Genomic DNA, 16,301 nt, shown 5'->3' with positions numbered 1-16,301 from the left:
GCCGGGCGGCCCGCGGGCCTACCTCACCAGCAGCACGGGAATCTCGGCCTCCGCCAGCACGCGGGAGGCCACGCTGCCCATCACCGCGCGCCCGATCGCGCCGTACCCGTGGGTGCCCATGACGATCATGTGCGCGCGCGAGCGGTTGGCGCTGGCGATGATCTGGGCCGAGACCTCGCCGCTCTTCCACTCGCAGCGCGCGGCGATGCCCTTGCGCTCCAGGAAGCGCCGGATCGGCTCGATCACCTTGGCGGCCTCTTCCTCGTAGTAGCTGGTCACCGCCGCGGCCCCGACCATGGAGCGCACCCGGGGCGGCATCGTCGGCTGCACGTTCACCACGATCACCTCGCCATCGGGCCCGGCCAGGGACTCGTGGGTGGTGAGGAAGGCCAGGGCTTTCTTGGTGAACTTGCTGCCATCGGCGGCGAAGAGGATGCGCATCGTCGGGTTCCTTTTCTTGTCGAGGTTCGCTGGGATGTGCGCCAGAGGGTAGCACCCGCACGCTCAGCGCGGGGGCGCGCCGTAAGACGGCCGGGCGCGCACCTTGTGCACCACGCCGGCGGGATCGAACAGCACGACCAGTTCGGGCACGGTGCGGTCGTCGCGCGCCCTGGCCCGCCAGACGCGGACCTCGTAGCCGGTGTCGAAGCGCACGGCCTCGCCCGGCCCGAGGCGCTCCAGCACCTCCTGCCGCGTGGTGCGGCCGGGTGCCAGCCACTGCGCGGCGTCGGGCACCGAGAGCGCGGGATCGCGGAAGGGCGGCCGCTGTTCGCCGGACGGGAGCATCGCCGGTCCCGCGCAGCCGGCCAGCAGCGCCGCCGCGAGCAGCAGGCTAGCGGCGCGCATCGGCGTCCTCCATGAAGTCGAACTGCACCAGCGTGTCGTCCGGCCAGCTGCGGTCGCCCAGCGGCAGGAAGTAGGTGCGGTCCAGCAGCATCTCGCAGTCGCAGAACGACAGTTCCTGCGCCAGCGTCGGCGTGTCGATCGCCGCGGCGTACAGGCGGCTGGCCGGGACCATCTCGCGGCGCCCGCCCGCGACCAGCGTCACGCCGAACACCGGCTTGTCGGCGAAGAACAGGTAGCGGTTCTCCGGGTTGTCGCAGTACGCCGGCGTGCTGGAGATCTCGCTGAAGATGCGCGTGATGAACGAGGGGCTGTTGGAGTACAGGCCCGCCTCCATGCCCACCATGCATTCCAGCCGCAGGTCGCCCAGGCGGCGCGTGCCGGGCGGCAGGCCGGGCGTGCGCACCTCGGCGCGCCAGGTCATGGTGAGCGCCTTGCGGTCGGGCGTCACCATCGCGTTCTCGTCCCAGGCTTTCGACTGGCGTGCCAGGACGAAGGTGCGGTCGGGCGCCACCGGGATGGGTGTCTCCACGGTCTTGCCCAGCACCAGCAGCTCCAGCCGGTCCAGGCTCACGCCGGGTTTGCGCGGCAGCAGCTTGAAACGCAGCTCGCCCTGCGGCGACATCTCGCGGCGGCGCTCGAACAGGTCCATGCCGCGCACCATGCGGCGGTAGGACTTCTCGACCGGGTCAGGATTGCCCTTGGAGCTGATCGTCACGCCGGGCAGGGTGGCGGCGGGCGCGTTCGGCTGCGGCTGCGGCCAGGCCAGGCCCGCGGCCAGCGCGGCCGTGGCGGGCAGCAGCAGGCGGAGCAGGACCGGGCGCATGCCTCAGCCTAGGACGGGGCGGCGATGGCGGATGTGCGGGGATGCCGCATGCGGGTGTCAGGCGGGGCGGCTCGGCGGTGGCGTGCCGCGGGTGGTCTGGCACCGCCTCGATCCGTCATTCCCGCGGAGGCGGGGATGACGGGTGGTGGCCCTGGCTCCTCCATACTTCTCCCATCGCCCAAGCCATGGAAGCCACCACCCCCGAGCCGCAGCCCTGGCGGCTGGTCTTCGCCCTCGGCCTCACGCAGATCATCGCGTGGGGCTCGTTCTATTACGCCTTCGCGGTCCTGATCGAGCCGCTGGGCCTCGCCGTTCGCGCGCCCAAGGCGGTGGTGGTCGGCGCGTTCTCCGCCGCCCTGCTGGTGACGGGCCTGGCCTCGGCGCCGGTGGGCGCGCTGGTCGACCGGTTCGGCGGGCGCGGGGTGATGACGGCGGGCTCGCTCGCGGGCGCGGCCCTGCTGGCCGTGCTGCCCTGGGTGGACAGCGTGCCGCAGCTGTACCTGGTGTGGATGGCCCTGGGCGCGGTGATGGCGGCCACGCTCTACGACCCGGCCTTCGCGGTGCTCGCGCAAGTCTTCCGCGAGGGCCAGCGCAAGGCGATCACGGTGCTGACGCTGTTCGGCGGCTTCGCCAGCACGGTGTTCTGGCCGCTCACCCAGGCGCTGGTGGACCGCTGGGACTGGCAGGTCGCGCTGTGGGTGCTGGCGGCCGTGAACCTGCTGGTGTGCGTGCCGGTGCACCTGGCCCTGCTGCCCGCCGCGCCCGCCGCCGCGCCGCGCCACGAGCGGCCCGTCCATCCGCTGCGCGGCGCGCTGCGCGATCCCCGGTTCTACGGGCTGGCCGCGGCGTTCACGGGCAATGCGCTGGTGTTCTCGGCGATGTCGGTTCATCTCCTGGGCCTGCTGCAGGGCAAGGGCCTGTCGGCGACCCACGCGGCCTGGATCGGTGCGATGGTCGGGCCGATGCAGGTGCTGGGCCGGGTGCTGGAGTACACGTGGCTGCGCCACCAGACCGCGGCGCGGGTGGGCGTGCTGGCCTGCTGGCTGCTGCCCGCGGCCCTGGTGCTGCTGCTGGCGCCGGGAAGCGCTTTCGCCGTGCTGGCCGTGTTCGCGCTCCTGTACGGAGCGAGCAACGGCGTGATGACCATCGTGCGGGGCGCGATCCCGCGCGAGCTGTATGGCGGCCAGGCCTACGGCGCGATCAATGGCGCGCTGGCCACGCCGGTGCAGCTGGCCAAGGCCGTCGGGCCGATCGCCGCGGCCCTGGTGCTCGCGGGTGCGGGATCGAATGGTTTGCTGCTGGCGCTGGCCGCGCTCGGCGTGCTGGCGGCGGCGGTGTTCACATGGACGGTGCGCAGCGCTTCGGCCGTTCCAGCAGGTGAGGGCGGCGACGCCGCGAAGCGCGCCCCGTCGCCCGGCCGCAAGGCCTAGTCCTGCGGCCGCTCCAGCGCCGGCCAGGCCAGCAGCGACAGGTGGTGCCAGTCCTGCTCGCGCAGCGCCGCCAGGCAGTCGTGCAGGCGCTCCAGCGCGCCGTGGCGCTCGGCCCATTCGATCTGGGCGCGCAGCGTGAGCTGCTTGCGCAGGTCGGGCGTCTGGTTCCAGGCGTGCGCGGCGATTGGCGCCGGCGCCTGCACGATGCGGCCGTCCTCGCGCGCCTTGGGCAGCAGCAGGTGCACGCAGCGCCAGGGCCCGGGCTGGGGGCAGACACGGCCCCGGAAGCGCGCCAGCTGCACCACGTGGTCCACGGTGATGACCCGGTGCCGCGCGCCGGACACCGGCCGCGGGCGCAGCGCCGACACGGCCACCGCCCGCAGCGAGGCATCGCCGGGCTGGCGGCTGGCCGCCTTGCGCAGCACCTCCCGTGCGGTGGCGGCGGCGCTCTCGCGCCACAGGGCGATCTGCCGGTCCAGCGCCGCGCACGCGGCTTCGTACTCGCGCCATGCCACGGCACTCGCATCCTCGATGCCGGGCGGAACCCGGTCGCGCTCATCCGGCCGCTGGTTCATGTTGCCGCCTTCTCCGCGGCCCGATGCCGCCAGGCCATCATCGACCGGCCCGGGCGGCTCAGGTGTTGCGGCCGCCCCGGCAAATCTTGCAGATATGGCTGAGTGTTACGAACCCTGCTGTACGCGATGAACGCATCAGCGGCGCTGCTGCCGCGACGCGCAGTGTCGTCAGCGCGAGCTCGGCCGTTCGCTGGCCCGGTCGCGCCTCGTCGCCAGATGGTCGCGCACCCGGTCGGCCCGGTTGCCGACGGCGGCCACCGCTTCCTTGACGCTCTTCTCGCTGGTGTTGAAGTGGCGCGCCCACACGCACAACTCCCAGTCGTACGTGACGTCGATGTGTTCGACCTTCGCTGCGGTCGGATTGCTGCTGCCGGACATGGGTGGGATTTCCCGTTGGATGCTGTTGCCGGCCATCCTAGGCAGGCTCTGCGGCGCGCCCTGTAGGACGCCGCGGATCACCTCTGCGGGCCGGGCGGACGACCTGCCGTCCCCGCGCCGGGCAGCATCTCCACGATGGCCCCCAGCAGCAGGTGCGGCTTGAGCGGCTTGGCCAGGTGGCGGTCGAAGCCCGCTTCCAGCGACTTGCGCTGGTCCTCGGGCCGCGCGAAGGCGGTCAGGGCGATCATCGGCAGGCGCGCCGCGCCGGCCTCCTGGGCGCGCACGGCGCGCGCCAGCTCGTAGCCATCGCGGCCCGGCAGGCCGATGTCGCTGACGATGACGTGCGGCGGCGCCTGCAGCAGCTGTTCCAGCGCGCCGTCGAAGTCGGCCGCCACGCGCACGGTGGCACCGCGGTCGCCCAGCACGATGGCCATCATCTCGCGCGCCTCGCGGTCGTCCTCGACCAGCAAGACCTCCACGCCGTCGAGCGCGTGGGCGGAGGCCTCGGGCTCCTCCTCGCCACCGAGGAGATCGCCCGGGATCGACTCGCCGGTGTCGACCGCGCCGCCGACCGGCAGGTCCACCCACATCAGCGTGCCATGGCCCGGCCCCGCGCTCACGGCGCCGACCTGGCCGCCGTGCAGGTCGACCAGGTGCTTGACGATGGACAGTCCCAGCCCCAGCCCGCCCTGGCGGCGGTTGCCGGGCGAGTCGCTCTGGCTGAAGCGGTCGAACAGGTGGGGCAGGAACTCCGGCTTGATGCCCACGCCGTAGTCGCGCACCTCCAGGCGCAGGTTGTCGCCAAGCCGCGCGAGCCGCACCTGGACGCAGCCGCCCTGGGCCGAGAACTTGACCGCGTTGGTCATCAGGTTCCAGAGGATCTGCTGGTAGCGCGCCGCATCGATGAAGGCCCGCTCGTGCGCGCCCGCGACGTCGGTCTCGACGGTGACGGAGCGCTCCTCCAGCGTGGAGGACAGCGAGGCGAGCGAAGTCGTCACCAGCTCCGCCGGGTCGATCCACTGCCGGTCCAGCTGCAGCTTGCCGGAGTTGATGCGCGAGACGTCCAGGATGTCCGAGATGATGCGCGCCTGCGTCTTCACGTTGCGCTCGATCGCGTCCAGGCCCTTGAGCGCCTCGGTCGTCGCGCCGCGGCGCTTGAGGATGTGGACCCAGCCGATGATGGCGTTGAGCGGCGTGCGCAGCTCGTGCGACAGCACGGCGATGAAGTCGTCCTTGGTGCGGCTGTGGCGCTCGGCCTGCGCACGGGCCGCCTGTTCGCGCTCCAGCACCTCGTGGCGGCGGCGCTCCAGTTCGTGGCGCTCCGACACGTCGATGGCGGTGGCCACCCGCACGTCGCGGCCGACCGACGCCGACAGGCTCCATTGCATGTGGACCTGCGCGCCGTCGGTGTTCACCAGCGGGAATTCGCCGCGCCAGGCCTCGCCGGCCAGGCCGCTGAACTCGCGCTCGACGCGCTCGCGGAATTCCTGCGGCGCCAGGCTGGCCACGCCGTGGCCGATGACGTCCTCGCGCCCGCGCCCCAGCATGCTGAGCATCGCCGGATTGACGTCGACGAAGCGGCCCTGCGCGTCGATCAGCGCGATGCCGCCGTGCGCCTGGTGGTAGATGGCGCGGAAGCGCCGCTCGCTGCGCCGCTGCGCCTCCTCGGCGGCGCGCGCGCGGATCAGCGCCTGCAGCGTGGCGATGAGCACGGCCGGCTCGACCGGGTGGACCATGTAGCCGTCGGCGCCGGCGTTCAGGCCGGTGACGTGGTCCTCGTCCTTCACGTAGGCGGCCGACAGGTGGACGATGGGCAGCAGCTCCGTGGCCGGGCGCGAGCGCAGTTCCCGGCACACGTCGAAGCCGTCCATGTCGGGCAGGTGCACGTCCAGCACCACGGCCGACACCCCCTTGTCGGCCATGGCCAGCGCCTCGCCGCCCGTCTCGGCCTCCGCCACCTTGAAGCCCGCCGCGCGGATCACCCGGCCGGTGGAGTAGCGCGTGGCGGGGTTGTCGTCCACCACCAGCACCGTGTGGGCGCCGCGGTCGATCGTGCTCTGGATGGTGGAAGCGCTATCCATTGTCCTGGGGCTGCTCCAGGCGCACCGGGATGGTCAGCGAGAAGGTCGAGCCCACGCCGGGCTCGCTTTGCATGTCGACCATGCCGCCCAGCACGCCGGCCAGGCGCTTGGACAGCGCCAGGCCCAGCCCGGTGCCGCGCAGGCGCTTCTGCAGCGGCGACTTGACCTGGGCGAAGTCCTCGAAGATGGTCTGGTGGAACTCCGGCGCGATGCCGATGCCGGTGTCGGCCACCGAGAAGGTCACGCGGTCGCCCACGCAGGTGGCGCTTACGCGCACCTCGCCGCGGGGCGTGAACTTGAGCGCGTTGGAGATGAAGTTGCGCAGGATCTGCGACAGCTTGCGGTCGTCGGTGTAGAGCTTGGGCACCCCGTGCGGCTCCTCGAAGACGAGGTTCACCTCCGGGTTGGTGAGCACCGGCTTGAACATGCCGCGCAGCGCGGAGAACAGGTCCACCATCTCGAACCACGCGGGCGAGATCTCCACGCGCCCGGCCTCCACCTTGGCCAGGTCGAGCAGGTCGTCCACCATCTCGGCGAACTCGGTGGCGGCGGTCTGGATGAAGCCGACCTGCTTGTGCTGTTCCTCGGTGAGCGGGCCGTCGACGCCGTCGGCCATCAGGCGGGCGATGCTGCGGATGGCGTTGATCGGCGTGCGGAACTCGTGGCTCATGTAGGCCAGGAACCGGCTCTTGAGCGCGGTGGCCTCGCGCAGCTGCTCGGCCTGCGCGTCCAGCTCGGCGTACAGGGCCAGCACGCCGCGGTTGGTCTCTTCCAGCTCGGAGCGCAGTTCGTGCGACTCGCGCCGGCTGTCCTCGAGCGCCTTGGCGAGGCTGGCGGGGTCGGACGGCGTGTCGGCCATGTTCAATCCTTCCTGCGCAGCACGGCCACGGTGGCGTCGTCGCGGCCGCGGCAGTGCTCGCGCACCAGCAGGGCGGCCGCCACGGCCGGGTCGCGCCCGAGCACGGGACGCAGCGTCTCGGGCTTCCAGCGGGTCTCGATGCCGTCGCTGCACAGGAACAGCAGGGCATGGGCCGGCCAGGGCACCACGGCCTCCTCGGGCGTGCGCATGCTCACGCCGGCGGTGCCGTGCTGCGTGAGCAGGGTGCGGTCCTCGGTGCCGGTGACGATGCGGCCCATCACGTTGCCCGCGCCCACGATGCGCACGGTGCCCGCTTCGGCGTCGGCGTGCACCACGGTGACGGCGGCGCCGCGGGTGGAGCGCAGCTGGGCGTGGATGCGCTCCAGCTGGCGGCGCGGCGGAGCGAAAGGTTCGGCGCGGAAGGCCTCGACCGCGGCGGCGGACGCCGCGGCCGCATCGGGCCCGTGGCCCAGGCCGTCGGCCACCAGCACGGCCGCCCGCGGGCCTTCCAGCGCGAAGGCCCAGGCGTCGCCGCAGACCACTTCACCGGGCTTGGGCAGCGACACCGCGCCGGTGCAGAAAGCGCTGGACGGCTTGCGCGCTTCGGCGCTGCGCACGCGGGCCAGCACGACGCTGCCCTCGGGCACGGACGAATGGACGTCGAAGGACGAGGCCAGCCGGCGCACGGCGCCCAGGCCGGTGCCCGGCGTGCCGCCGGTCGAATAGCCGTCGCCCAGGCTGCGGTCGACGTCGGCGATGCCGGGGCCGTGGTCGATGGCCAGCACCTCGACTTCGCGCTCGGCGGGCCGGCCCGTGAGCAGCAGGCGTCCGCGCGAGGCGTGCCGGTACAGGTTGTTGGCCAGTTCGGTGACGATGATCGCCAGCCGCCCGGCCGCCAGCTCCTCCAGCCCGCACTCCAGCGCCAGGCGCGCCGCGTGCCGGCGTGCTTCGCCGACCCGGCTGGCGTCGCCCAGCGGGAACTCGGTGTGGAAGCTGCCCTCGATCACTTCCATCGCGTGATGCTCACCGAGGTGCCCTGGCCGGGCGTGGACTTCAGCTCGAATTCGTGCACCAGGCGCTTGCTGCCGGGCAGGCCCAGCCCCATGCCGCCGCCGGAGGTCCAGCCGTCGGTCAGGGCCAGGTGCATGTCGGGGATGCCGGGACCGGTGTCCTCGAAGTGCAGGCGCAGGCCGCGGCGCAGCCCGTCCTCCAGCAGCTCCCAGCGCATCTGGCCGCCGCCGCCATGCACCACGGTGTTGCGCGACAGCTCGCTGGCCGCCGTGATCATCTTGGTCTGGTCGACCAGGGAGAACTTGAGCTGCTGCGTGAGCATGCGGACCTTCTGGCGGCTGGCGACGATGTCCTGCTCGGACCGCACCGGCACGCTGCCTTGCGGCTCTTCAATGGGCAAGGGCGCTCCCCCCGCGGGAATGGGCCAGCAGCTCCATGCCGCGCTCGACGTTCAGCGCGGTGCGCACGCCCTCGAGCGAGAGGCCGAGCTCGACCAGCGTGATCGCCACCGCCGGCTGCATGCCGACCACCACCGTGGTCGCATCCAGGATGCGCGAGATGCCGGAGATGCCGGCCAGCATGCGGCCGACGAAGGAGTCCACGATCTCCAGGGCGCTGATGTCGATCAGCACGCCCTTGGCGCCGCTGACGGAGATCTTGGTGGCCAGGTCGTCCTGGAGCGCCAGCGCCATCTGGTCCTCCATGTCGACCTGGATGGTGACGAGCAGCGTCTGGCCCATCTGCAGGATCGGGATGCGGTACATCGATTCCCTCAGGCCGACCGGGTGACCTTGTAGCCGCGCTGCTGCAGCGCGAGCGACAGGGCGTCCGCCAGCGACGCCTTCGAGGCGATGCCCTGCAGGTCGATGCCCAGGTGCACGATGGTCTGCGCGATCTGCGGGCGGATGCCGCTGATGATGCATTCGGCGCCCATCAGGCGGATGGCGCTGACGGTCTTGAGCAGGTGCTGCGCCACCAGCGTGTCGACGGTGGGCACGCCGGTGATGTCGATGATCGCCAGCGTGGCGCCGGTCTCCACGATCTTCTGCAGCAGGGTTTCCATCACCACCTGGGTGCGGCTGGAGTCCAGCGTGCCGATCATGGGCACGGCGAGCACGCCTTCCCAGAGCTTGATCACCGGGGTGGACAGCTCCAGCAGGTCCTGCTGCTGGCGCTGGATGATGTCCTCGCGGGACTGCTGGTAGGTGGACACCGTCCACTGGGCCATCTGGTCCACCAGCACCGACAGCGACCACACCGCGGCCAGCTGCGCCTGCGCGTCGAGCCCGCTGCGCTGCAGCGCGGAGAACATGGGCCGCTTGAACGCCAGCACGAACACGCTGGTGTCGCCGGCGCTCTGGCCCTGCGCCGCGCGCGAGCGCGAAAGCGACTCCAGCGCGCCGCGCAGGCCGCTCCAGGCCTGGGCCCGGAAGTCCTCCACGTCGCCCCCGGCCTGCAGGCCTTCGCGCACGTAGCGGGCGATCTCCACCGCCTCGCCCTGCATGGTGCGGCGGCCGGCCTCGGTCATCCGGGGCGACGCCGCGCCCGCTTGCTGCAGCCATTCGGAAACGATCTGCTCTTCATGCTGGGTGAGCAGGCCCAGCATGGCTTTGTCTTGTTGTGTCATCAGCGGGGGGAAGGGGGAGGTTGAGGGGAGCTGAAGATTCTAGGGATGAGTCTGTCCGGCGCCTGTAGGACCGCGCCTACTCATCGGTAGCGGCGGAGGACGGCACGAGGGCAATCCCGGCTCTGCAAGGGCCGTGCCGCACCCTAAAATCCTGCGCGCGAAGTGAACGCGACAGACGGCAGAAGGAAGCTGCATGGCCAAGGAAGAACTCATCGAAATGCGCGGAAGGGTGGAGGAGGTCCTGCCCGATTCCCGCTACCGCGTCGTGCTGGAGAACGGCCACAACCTGGTGGCCTACAGCGGCGGCAAGATGCGCAAGAACCACATCCGCATCATCGCCGGCGACTACGTGACGCTGGAACTTTCGCCTTACGACCTGAGCAAGGGCCGCATCATGTTCCGCCACCTGCCGCCGCGCGACGGCTCGGGTTTCCCGGCGCCGCAGCAGCAGCGCCGGCGCTAGGGCGCGGCGGCGTCCAGCCGCCGGGCCAACCCGTCCAGCACCGGCCGGATGCCGGCCCCCACCTGGATCTGCGGGTTGGAGAAGCCGTCCGGCTTGCCCGCCTCCACCTCGCGTTGCCGGATCACCGGCACGGCGGCGGCGAAGGCCCGTTCGAAGGAGCGGGTGGCGCGCAGCTGCTCATGGAACAGGGCGCGGCCGAAGAAGGTGAGCTCGGACTTGCGTCCGCAGCCGTACGAGGTGTGGTCGGGGTCGGCCGCGGTCATCACCAGCGTGTCGTCGCCCGCCAGCGGCTGCACCCAGCCGCCCGAGTAGCAGGCCGACACGGCGATCACGCGGTGGCGCACGCCGGCGGCGTCCAGCGCCTTGCGCAGGTCCTGCGGCGTGAGCCAGGGCACCTGCAGCGGCCCGTGTTCCGCCGCCAGGCGGAAGTTGCTGGCGCCGTGCGAGGTCAGGTAGACCACCAGCACGTCCTCTTCGCGGTCCATTCGCTGGGCGAGGGCGGCGACGGCGCGTTCCAGGTTCAGCGGCGTGGCCCAGGGCAGCGAGTCGGCCGTGCGGGCATGGTTCACGAGGCGCAGCACCCGGTCCCTGGCCTCGAAGCGCTCGGCCAGCACGCCGGCCACCATGTCGCTCTCGCGCAGGAACACGTCCTCGTAGGCGTATGGCGCGAACACCAGCCCGTAGACGTCGACCACGCCTTCGCGCTGCGGCGCCAGGCCCTGCACCGCTTGCTGCCACAGCGCCTGCTGGCGCTCGAAGGTTTCCTGCGTGAGCGACAGGCGCGGGCGGTCGTCCGGCTCGGCGACCGCCTCCCAAGCGCTGTCCTGGAAATGCCAGGTGCCCAGCAGCGACAGCGCCACCAGGGCGAGCGTGAGCCCGGCCAGCCGCAGCCGGCGCAGGCCGAACTGCACGCCCAGCCAGAGCTGGACCAGCACGCCCCAGGCGATCAGGGCGACATAGAGCGTCCAGACGGCGACCGGCGAGGTGGAGAGAAACGCCGGCATCGCCTCGCGCGCATGCGCGATGTTCAGCGCGCCGCCGGCCAGCAGCAGCGGCACCGACGCCACGAAGGACAGCACGAACCAGGTGGCCAACCCCGAGGGGCGCCGGGCCTCGTCCGTTCGTCGGCCCCACAGCGCGGCCCACACCAGCAGCGCCGACAGCCCGCTGCTCCACCAGGGGATCAGCCAGCCGCGCAGGTCGAAGTGGGCCGGGCCGGGCACTTCGAGCCGGCCCAGCGCCAGCTCCAGCAGGACCACGCCGGCGACCACCAGGAGCAGCTGCCGCGGCGTGGGCCGGTGGCCGGCCACGCGCGCCCTCACCAGGAAGCTGGTGCGCAGGCCTTCGCGGATCCACTGCCAGAGGCCCAGTGGTGGCAGTGCGTTGGCTGATGGGTGTTCGTTCATGCGTGTCCCCCTTTTGTGCTCGATGCGGCCGGACCTGCGCCTCGGCCAGCCTGATCCCGTCATTCCCGCGGAGGCGGGAATCCAGTGCTCCCATCCGCGCCTTCGAAGGGAAGCACTGGATCCCCGCCTCCGCGGGGATGACGGCACCGGGCCGCAGGCATGACGGCACCGGGCCGCAGGCATGACGGCACCGGGCCGCAGGCTTGACGGCAATGGCCGGCAGCCTCAAGGCTGCGGGCCCGCAGCCTCCGTCCACCCACCCCCCAGCGCCCGGTACAGCAGCACCTGGTTCTGCAGCCGCGCCAGCCGCGTCTGGATCTCGGCCTGCTGCGCGGTGAACAGCGAGCGCTGCGCGTCCAGCAGGTCCAGCGTGCTGGACACGCCGGCGTCGAAGCGCATCTGCGAGAGCCGCACCCGCACGGTCTCGGCCCGGGCCACGTTGGACTGGGCCTGCAGCTGGTCGGCGAGCGTGGCGCGGCCGGCCAGCGCGTCCGACACCTCGCGGAAGGCGGTCTGGATGGCGCGTTCGTACTGGGCGACGGCGATGTCGCGCGAGACGTTGGCCGATGCCAGCCCGGCCTGGTTGCGGCCGGCGTCGAAGATCGGCAGCAGCAGCGAAGGCGCCAGCGTGTAGGCCCAGGACCCGCTGCCGTCGAACAGACCCGACAGCTGGTTGCTGGCACGCCCGGCCTGGGCCGTCAGCGTGATGCGCGGGAAGAAAGCCGCGCGCGCCGCGCCGATGTTGGCGTTGGCCGCCACCAGCAACTGCTCGGCCTGGCGCACGTCGGGGCGCGTGACCAGCACGTCGGACGGCACGCCGGGCGGCACGTCGGGCAGCGTCACCGCCGCCATGGTGGTCCCGGTCTCGAAATCGGCCGGCAGCGGCTGGCCCACCAGCAGCATCAGCGCGTTGAGGTCGACGGCGCGCTGCCGCTGTGCCTGGGCCAGCGCGGCGCGGGCCGTTTCGGTGAGCGATTCCGCCAGGCGCAGGTCCAGCTCGGAGGACACGCCGTTGTCGAAGCGCAGCTTCACCAGGCGCAGCGATTCGTCGCGCGTGGTCAGCGTCTGGCGCGTGAGGGCGAGCAGCTCCTCGTCGGCCACCAGTGCCAGCCAGGCGTTGGCCACCGAGCCCACCAGGGCGATGTGCGCGGCCTTGCGGCCTTCCTCGGTGGCTAGGTACTGGGCCAGCGCCGCCTGCGACAGGCTGGCGATGCGGCCGAAGAAGTCGATCTCCCACGCGGTGAACGCCAGGCCGGCCTGGAAGCTGGTGACCTGGTCGCCGTTGGACGGGTTGGGCGCGCGGCTGGCGTTGACGCCCACGCCCACGGTCGGGTAGCGGTCGGCGCGGCGGATGTCGTACTGCGCGCGGGCCTGCTCGATGTTGAGCACGGCCACGCGCAGGTCGCGGTTGGCGGACAGCGCCGTGGCGATCAGGCCGCGCAGGCGCTCGTCGGTGAAGAAGCGCTGCCAGTCCAGCGCGGGCGCCGGCGTGCCCTCGGTGGCGCCGGGGTAGGGGAAGGCGGCCGACACGGGCGCGGCGGGGCGCTCGTAGGCCGGCATGAAGGAGCAGCCCGCGAGCACGGCGGCGGTCACGGGCGCGAGGACGAAACGACGGATCACGGTCATACCTGGTCCCCCGCCGTCGCGCCCCGCGGCATCTCCGGCCCGAACTCGTGGGCGTGGAGCTTGCGCTGCCGCTCGCTGCCGTGGAACGTGCCCCGCACCACCGCGAAGAAGACGGGGACCAGCAGCACGGCCAGCGCGGTGCCGGTGACGATGCCGCCCAGCACGCCGGTGCCGATGGCGCGCTGGCTGGCCGAACCGGCGCCGGTGGCCAGGGCCAGCGGCAGCACGCCCAGGCCGAACGCCATCGAGGTCATGACGATGGGGCGGAACCGCAGGTGCGCCGCGGCCAGCGCCGACTCGACCACGCTTCGGCCCTGCGCCTGCAGGTCCTTGGCGAACTCGATGATCAGGATGGCGTTCTTGGCCGACAGGCCGATGATGGTGATCAGGCCAACCTGGAAGTACACGTCGTTGGCGTAGCCGCGCAGCAGCGTGGCCATCAGCACGCCCACCACGCCCAGCGGCACCACCAGGATCACCGCCAGCGGGATCGACCAGCTCTCGTACAGCGCGGCCAGGCAGAGGAACACCGCCAGGATGGCGAAGCCGTACAGCACCAGGGCCTGCGCGCCGGCGAGCTTCTCCTCGCGCGACTGGCCGGTCCATTCGAAGGCGAAGCCTGGCGGCAGCCTGGCGGCCAGCTTCTCCATCTCGTCCATCGCCGCGCCGCTGCTGAAGCCGGGCGCGGCGGCGCCCGAGATGCGCATGGACGGATAGCCGTTGTAGCGCACGGTCTGCATCGCGCCCGTCACCCAGCGCGTGGTGGCGAAGGCCGACAGCGGCACCGGGCGGCCCTGGCTGCTGGCGGCGTTCAGCCGCAGCAGGTCCTCCGGCTGCATGCGCGCCGGCGCGTCGGCCTGCACCACCACCCGCTGCAGGCGGCCGCGGTTGGGGAAGTCGTTGATGTAGCTGGAGCCCAGCGAGGTGGACAGCACGCTGTTGATCGCGTCGAAGCTCACGCCCAGCGCCTGCGCCCTGTCGCGGTCGATGTCCAGCTGCAGCTGTGGCGCATCCTCCAGGCCGTCGGGGCGGATCTGGGTCAGCACCTTGCTCTGGGAAGCCATGCCCAGCAACTGGTTGCGCGCGGCGATGAGGGCTTCGCGGCCGTTGCCGCCGCGGTCCTGCAGCCGGAAGCTGAAGCCCGAGGCCGTGCCCAGCTCGGGGATGGGCGGCGGGCTGAGCGGGAAGATGAAGGCATCGCGGATCGACGACAGCGCGCCGAAGGCGCGGCCGGCCACCGCCTGCGCCGAGTGCTGCTCGCCCGAGCGCTCGTCCCAGGGCTTGAGCGTGACGAAGGCGAGCGCCGCGTTCTGGCCCTGGCCGGAGAACGAGAAGCCCAGCACGCCCACCATGCTCTGCACCTCGGGCTGCTTGAGGATGAAGCCTTCCACCTGCTCCATCACGCTGCGCGTGCGCTCCTGGGTCGCGCCCGGCGGCAGCTGCACGTTGACGATGATGTAGCCCTGGTCCTCCTGCGGCAGGAACGAGGTCGGCAGCCGGGTGTAGAGCAGCGCCGCCACGCCGCCGATGGCCGCGTACAGGATCAGGTACCAGGGCGCGCGGCGCAGCATGCGCGCCACCACGCTCTCGTAGCCCGAGGCGGTGCGCCGGAACGATCGGTTGAACCAGCCGAAGAAGCCGCGCTTTTCCACATGGTGGCCGGCCTGCACCGGCTTGAGCAGCGTGGCGCACAGCGCCGGCGTGAGCGATAGCGCCATGAAGGCCGAGAAGGCGATCGAGGCCACCATCACCGCCGAGAACTGGCGGTAGATGTTGCCGGTGGAGCCGGCGAAGAAGGCCAGCGGCACGAACACCGAGATCAGCACCACCGTCACGCCGATGATGGCGCCCTGGATCTGGCCCATCGCCTTGCGCGTGGCCTCGCGCGGCGGCAGGCCTTCCTCGCTCATGATGCGCTCGACGTTCTCCACCACCACGATGGCGTCGTCCACCACGATGCCGATCACCAGCACCATGCCGAACATGGTGAGCACGTTGATCGAGAAGCCCAGCGCCAGCAGCGTGGCGAAGGTGCCCAGCAGCGCCACCGGCACCACCAGCGTCGGGATGATGGTGTAGCGCCAGTTCTGCAGGAACAGGAACATCACCAGGAACACCAGCGCCACCGCCTCCAGCAGCGTCTCCACCACCTGCGAGATGGAGATGCGCACGAAGCGCGAGCTGTCGTACGGGATGTCCCACTTCATGCCGGCCGGGAAGTAGGGCGCCAGCTCGCCCATGCGCTTGCGCACCGCGTCGGCCGTGGCCAGCGCGTTGCCGGTGGGCGAGAGCTGCACGCCGATGCCGGTGGAGGGCTTGCCGTTCAGCCGGGCCGAGGTGGAGAAGTTCTGCGCGTTCAGCTCGACCCGGGCCACGTCGCGCAGCCGCACGGTGGAGCCGTCGGTGTTGGCGCGCAGCACGATGTTCTGGAACTGCTCGACCGAGCCCAGCTGCCCGCCCACGATCACGGTGGCGGCCACGCCCTGGCCCGCCACGTTGGGCAGGTCGCCGATGGTGCCGGAGGACACCTGGGCGTTCTGGGCGCGGATGGCCGCGTTGACCTCCGCGGCCGAGAGGTTGAAGCCGACCAGCTTGTCGGGGTCGATCCACACCCGCATCGCCGCCTCGGTGCCGAACAGCTGCGCCTGGCCGACGCCGGGGATGCGCTGGATCTCGGGCAGCACGTTGCGCGAGGCGTAGTCGCCCAGGTCCACCGGCGTCCAGTTGGGGTCGTCGGACGACAGGATGGCGAACAGCAGGAAGTTGGAGCGCGACTTTTCCACGCGCACGCCCTGCTGCGTCACCGCCGCGGGCAGGCGCGGCGCGGCGCGCGACAGGCGGTTCTGCACGTCCACCTGGGCCAGGTCGGCGTCGCTGCCCGGCTCGAAGGTGAGGGTGATCTGCCCCAGGCCGTTGGCCTGCGACACCGATTCCATGTAGATCAGGCCGGGCGAGCCGTTCATCTCCTGCTCGATCACGGAGATGACGCTTTCCTCCAGCGTGCGGGCCGAGGCGCCGGGGTAGGTGGCCGACACCACGATGGCCGGCGGGGCCACGGGCGGGTACTGGGAGATCGGCAGCTGGCGGATGGCGACCGCGCCGAGCACGATCACGAACAGGGCGATGACCCAGGCGAAGATGGGGCGGTCGATGAAGAACTTGGCCATGCGGCGGCG

Annotated in this window: 16 protein-coding genes; 2 read left to right on the top strand and 14 right to left on the bottom strand. The window is 71.8% G+C overall.

The features are described 5' to 3' along the window. Positions 1 to 18 precede the first annotated feature (18 nt). The 3 genes from ASG30_RS03030 to ASG30_RS03020 all read right to left on the bottom strand — a co-directional run bounded on the left by ASG30_RS03030 (position 19) and on the right by ASG30_RS03020 (position 1,669). A complete protein-coding gene (locus ASG30_RS03030; protein WP_055892458.1) occupies positions 19 to 441 on the bottom strand; it encodes a universal stress protein in 423 nt (140 codons plus the stop codon). A gap of 63 nt (positions 442 to 504) precedes the next feature. Beyond that, positions 505 to 846, bottom strand: coding sequence for a hypothetical protein (locus tag ASG30_RS03025; protein WP_055892455.1), 342 nt, complete (start codon positions 844 to 846; stop codon positions 505 to 507). Further along, positions 833 to 1,669 carry a hypothetical protein gene (locus tag ASG30_RS03020; protein ID WP_055892452.1) on the bottom strand — a complete coding sequence of 279 codons (837 nt, stop codon included), beginning with the start codon at positions 1,667 to 1,669 and terminating at the stop codon, positions 833 to 835. The genes ASG30_RS03025 and ASG30_RS03020 overlap by 14 nt, the downstream gene beginning before the upstream one ends. A gap of 185 nt (positions 1,670 to 1,854) precedes the next feature. Between ASG30_RS03020 and ASG30_RS03015 the strand changes: the two genes are divergently transcribed. Further along, positions 1,855 to 3,099, top strand: coding sequence for an MFS transporter (locus tag ASG30_RS03015; protein ID WP_055892450.1), 1,245 nt, complete (start codon positions 1,855 to 1,857; stop codon positions 3,097 to 3,099). Here the strand turns inward: ASG30_RS03015 and ASG30_RS03010 are convergent. The 8 genes from ASG30_RS03010 to ASG30_RS02975 form a co-directional block, all read right to left on the bottom strand. After that, complete coding sequence (locus tag ASG30_RS03010) at positions 3,096 to 3,674, bottom strand: hypothetical protein (RefSeq protein ID WP_055892447.1); 579 nt, start codon at positions 3,672 to 3,674, stop codon at positions 3,096 to 3,098. The genes ASG30_RS03015 and ASG30_RS03010 overlap by 4 nt on opposite strands. A gap of 168 nt (positions 3,675 to 3,842) precedes the next feature. After that, entirely contained in the window at positions 3,843 to 4,088 is a 246-nt protein-coding gene (locus ASG30_RS03005) for a DUF3606 domain-containing protein (RefSeq protein ID WP_082521858.1), read from the bottom strand. Positions 4,089 to 4,129: 41 nt separating this feature from the next. Then, the gene (locus tag ASG30_RS03000) at positions 4,130 to 6,133 is read right to left on the bottom strand and encodes a hybrid sensor histidine kinase/response regulator (RefSeq protein WP_055892442.1); all 2,004 of its coding nucleotides are present in this window, start codon (positions 6,131 to 6,133) and stop codon (positions 4,130 to 4,132) included. Continuing rightward, positions 6,126 to 6,992, bottom strand: coding sequence for a sensor histidine kinase (locus ASG30_RS02995; RefSeq protein WP_055892440.1), 867 nt, complete (start codon positions 6,990 to 6,992; stop codon positions 6,126 to 6,128). The genes ASG30_RS03000 and ASG30_RS02995 overlap by 8 nt, the downstream gene beginning before the upstream one ends. A 2-nt stretch (positions 6,993 to 6,994) precedes the next feature. After that, positions 6,995 to 8,005 (bottom strand): SpoIIE family protein phosphatase, encoded by a 1,011-nt coding sequence (locus ASG30_RS02990; protein WP_055892437.1) that lies wholly within the window; start codon positions 8,003 to 8,005, stop codon positions 6,995 to 6,997. Then, the gene (locus ASG30_RS02985; protein WP_442965660.1) at positions 7,996 to 8,397 is read right to left on the bottom strand and encodes an anti-sigma regulatory factor; all 402 of its coding nucleotides are present in this window, start codon (positions 8,395 to 8,397) and stop codon (positions 7,996 to 7,998) included. Before ASG30_RS02985 ends, ASG30_RS02990 begins: the two co-directional genes overlap by 10 nt. Further along, positions 8,393 to 8,767 (bottom strand): STAS domain-containing protein, encoded by a 375-nt coding sequence (locus ASG30_RS02980; RefSeq protein WP_055892432.1) that lies wholly within the window; start codon positions 8,765 to 8,767, stop codon positions 8,393 to 8,395. Before ASG30_RS02980 ends, ASG30_RS02985 begins: the two co-directional genes overlap by 5 nt. Before the next feature lie 8 nt (positions 8,768 to 8,775). Continuing rightward, positions 8,776 to 9,630 carry an STAS domain-containing protein gene (locus tag ASG30_RS02975; RefSeq protein WP_055892429.1) on the bottom strand — a complete coding sequence of 285 codons (855 nt, stop codon included), beginning with the start codon at positions 9,628 to 9,630 and terminating at the stop codon, positions 8,776 to 8,778. A gap of 193 nt (positions 9,631 to 9,823) precedes the next feature. Between ASG30_RS02975 and infA the strand changes: the two genes are divergently transcribed. Continuing rightward, positions 9,824 to 10,093: a translation initiation factor IF-1 gene (infA, locus tag ASG30_RS02970; RefSeq protein WP_055892427.1), complete on the top strand. Its 270-nt coding sequence runs from the start codon at positions 9,824 to 9,826 to the stop codon at positions 10,091 to 10,093. Here infA and ASG30_RS02965 read toward each other — a convergent pair. From ASG30_RS02965 to ASG30_RS02955, 3 genes are all read right to left on the bottom strand, one after another. Further along, positions 10,090 to 11,499 (bottom strand): C13 family peptidase, encoded by a 1,410-nt coding sequence (locus ASG30_RS02965; protein WP_055892424.1) that lies wholly within the window; start codon positions 11,497 to 11,499, stop codon positions 10,090 to 10,092. The genes infA and ASG30_RS02965 overlap by 4 nt on opposite strands. Before the next feature lie 225 nt (positions 11,500 to 11,724). Next, a complete protein-coding gene (locus ASG30_RS02960) occupies positions 11,725 to 13,125 on the bottom strand; it encodes an efflux transporter outer membrane subunit (RefSeq protein ID WP_055892419.1) in 1,401 nt (466 codons plus the stop codon). Next, the gene (locus ASG30_RS02955) at positions 13,122 to 16,292 is read right to left on the bottom strand and encodes an efflux RND transporter permease subunit (RefSeq protein WP_055892417.1); all 3,171 of its coding nucleotides are present in this window, start codon (positions 16,290 to 16,292) and stop codon (positions 13,122 to 13,124) included. Before ASG30_RS02955 ends, ASG30_RS02960 begins: the two co-directional genes overlap by 4 nt. Positions 16,293 to 16,301: the final 9 nt, after the last annotated feature.

Source organism: Ramlibacter sp. Leaf400 (genome assembly GCF_001424545.1).
Classification (GTDB): domain Bacteria; phylum Pseudomonadota; class Gammaproteobacteria; order Burkholderiales; family Burkholderiaceae_C; genus Ramlibacter.
This window is presented reverse-complemented; position numbering and strand designations above follow the sequence as displayed.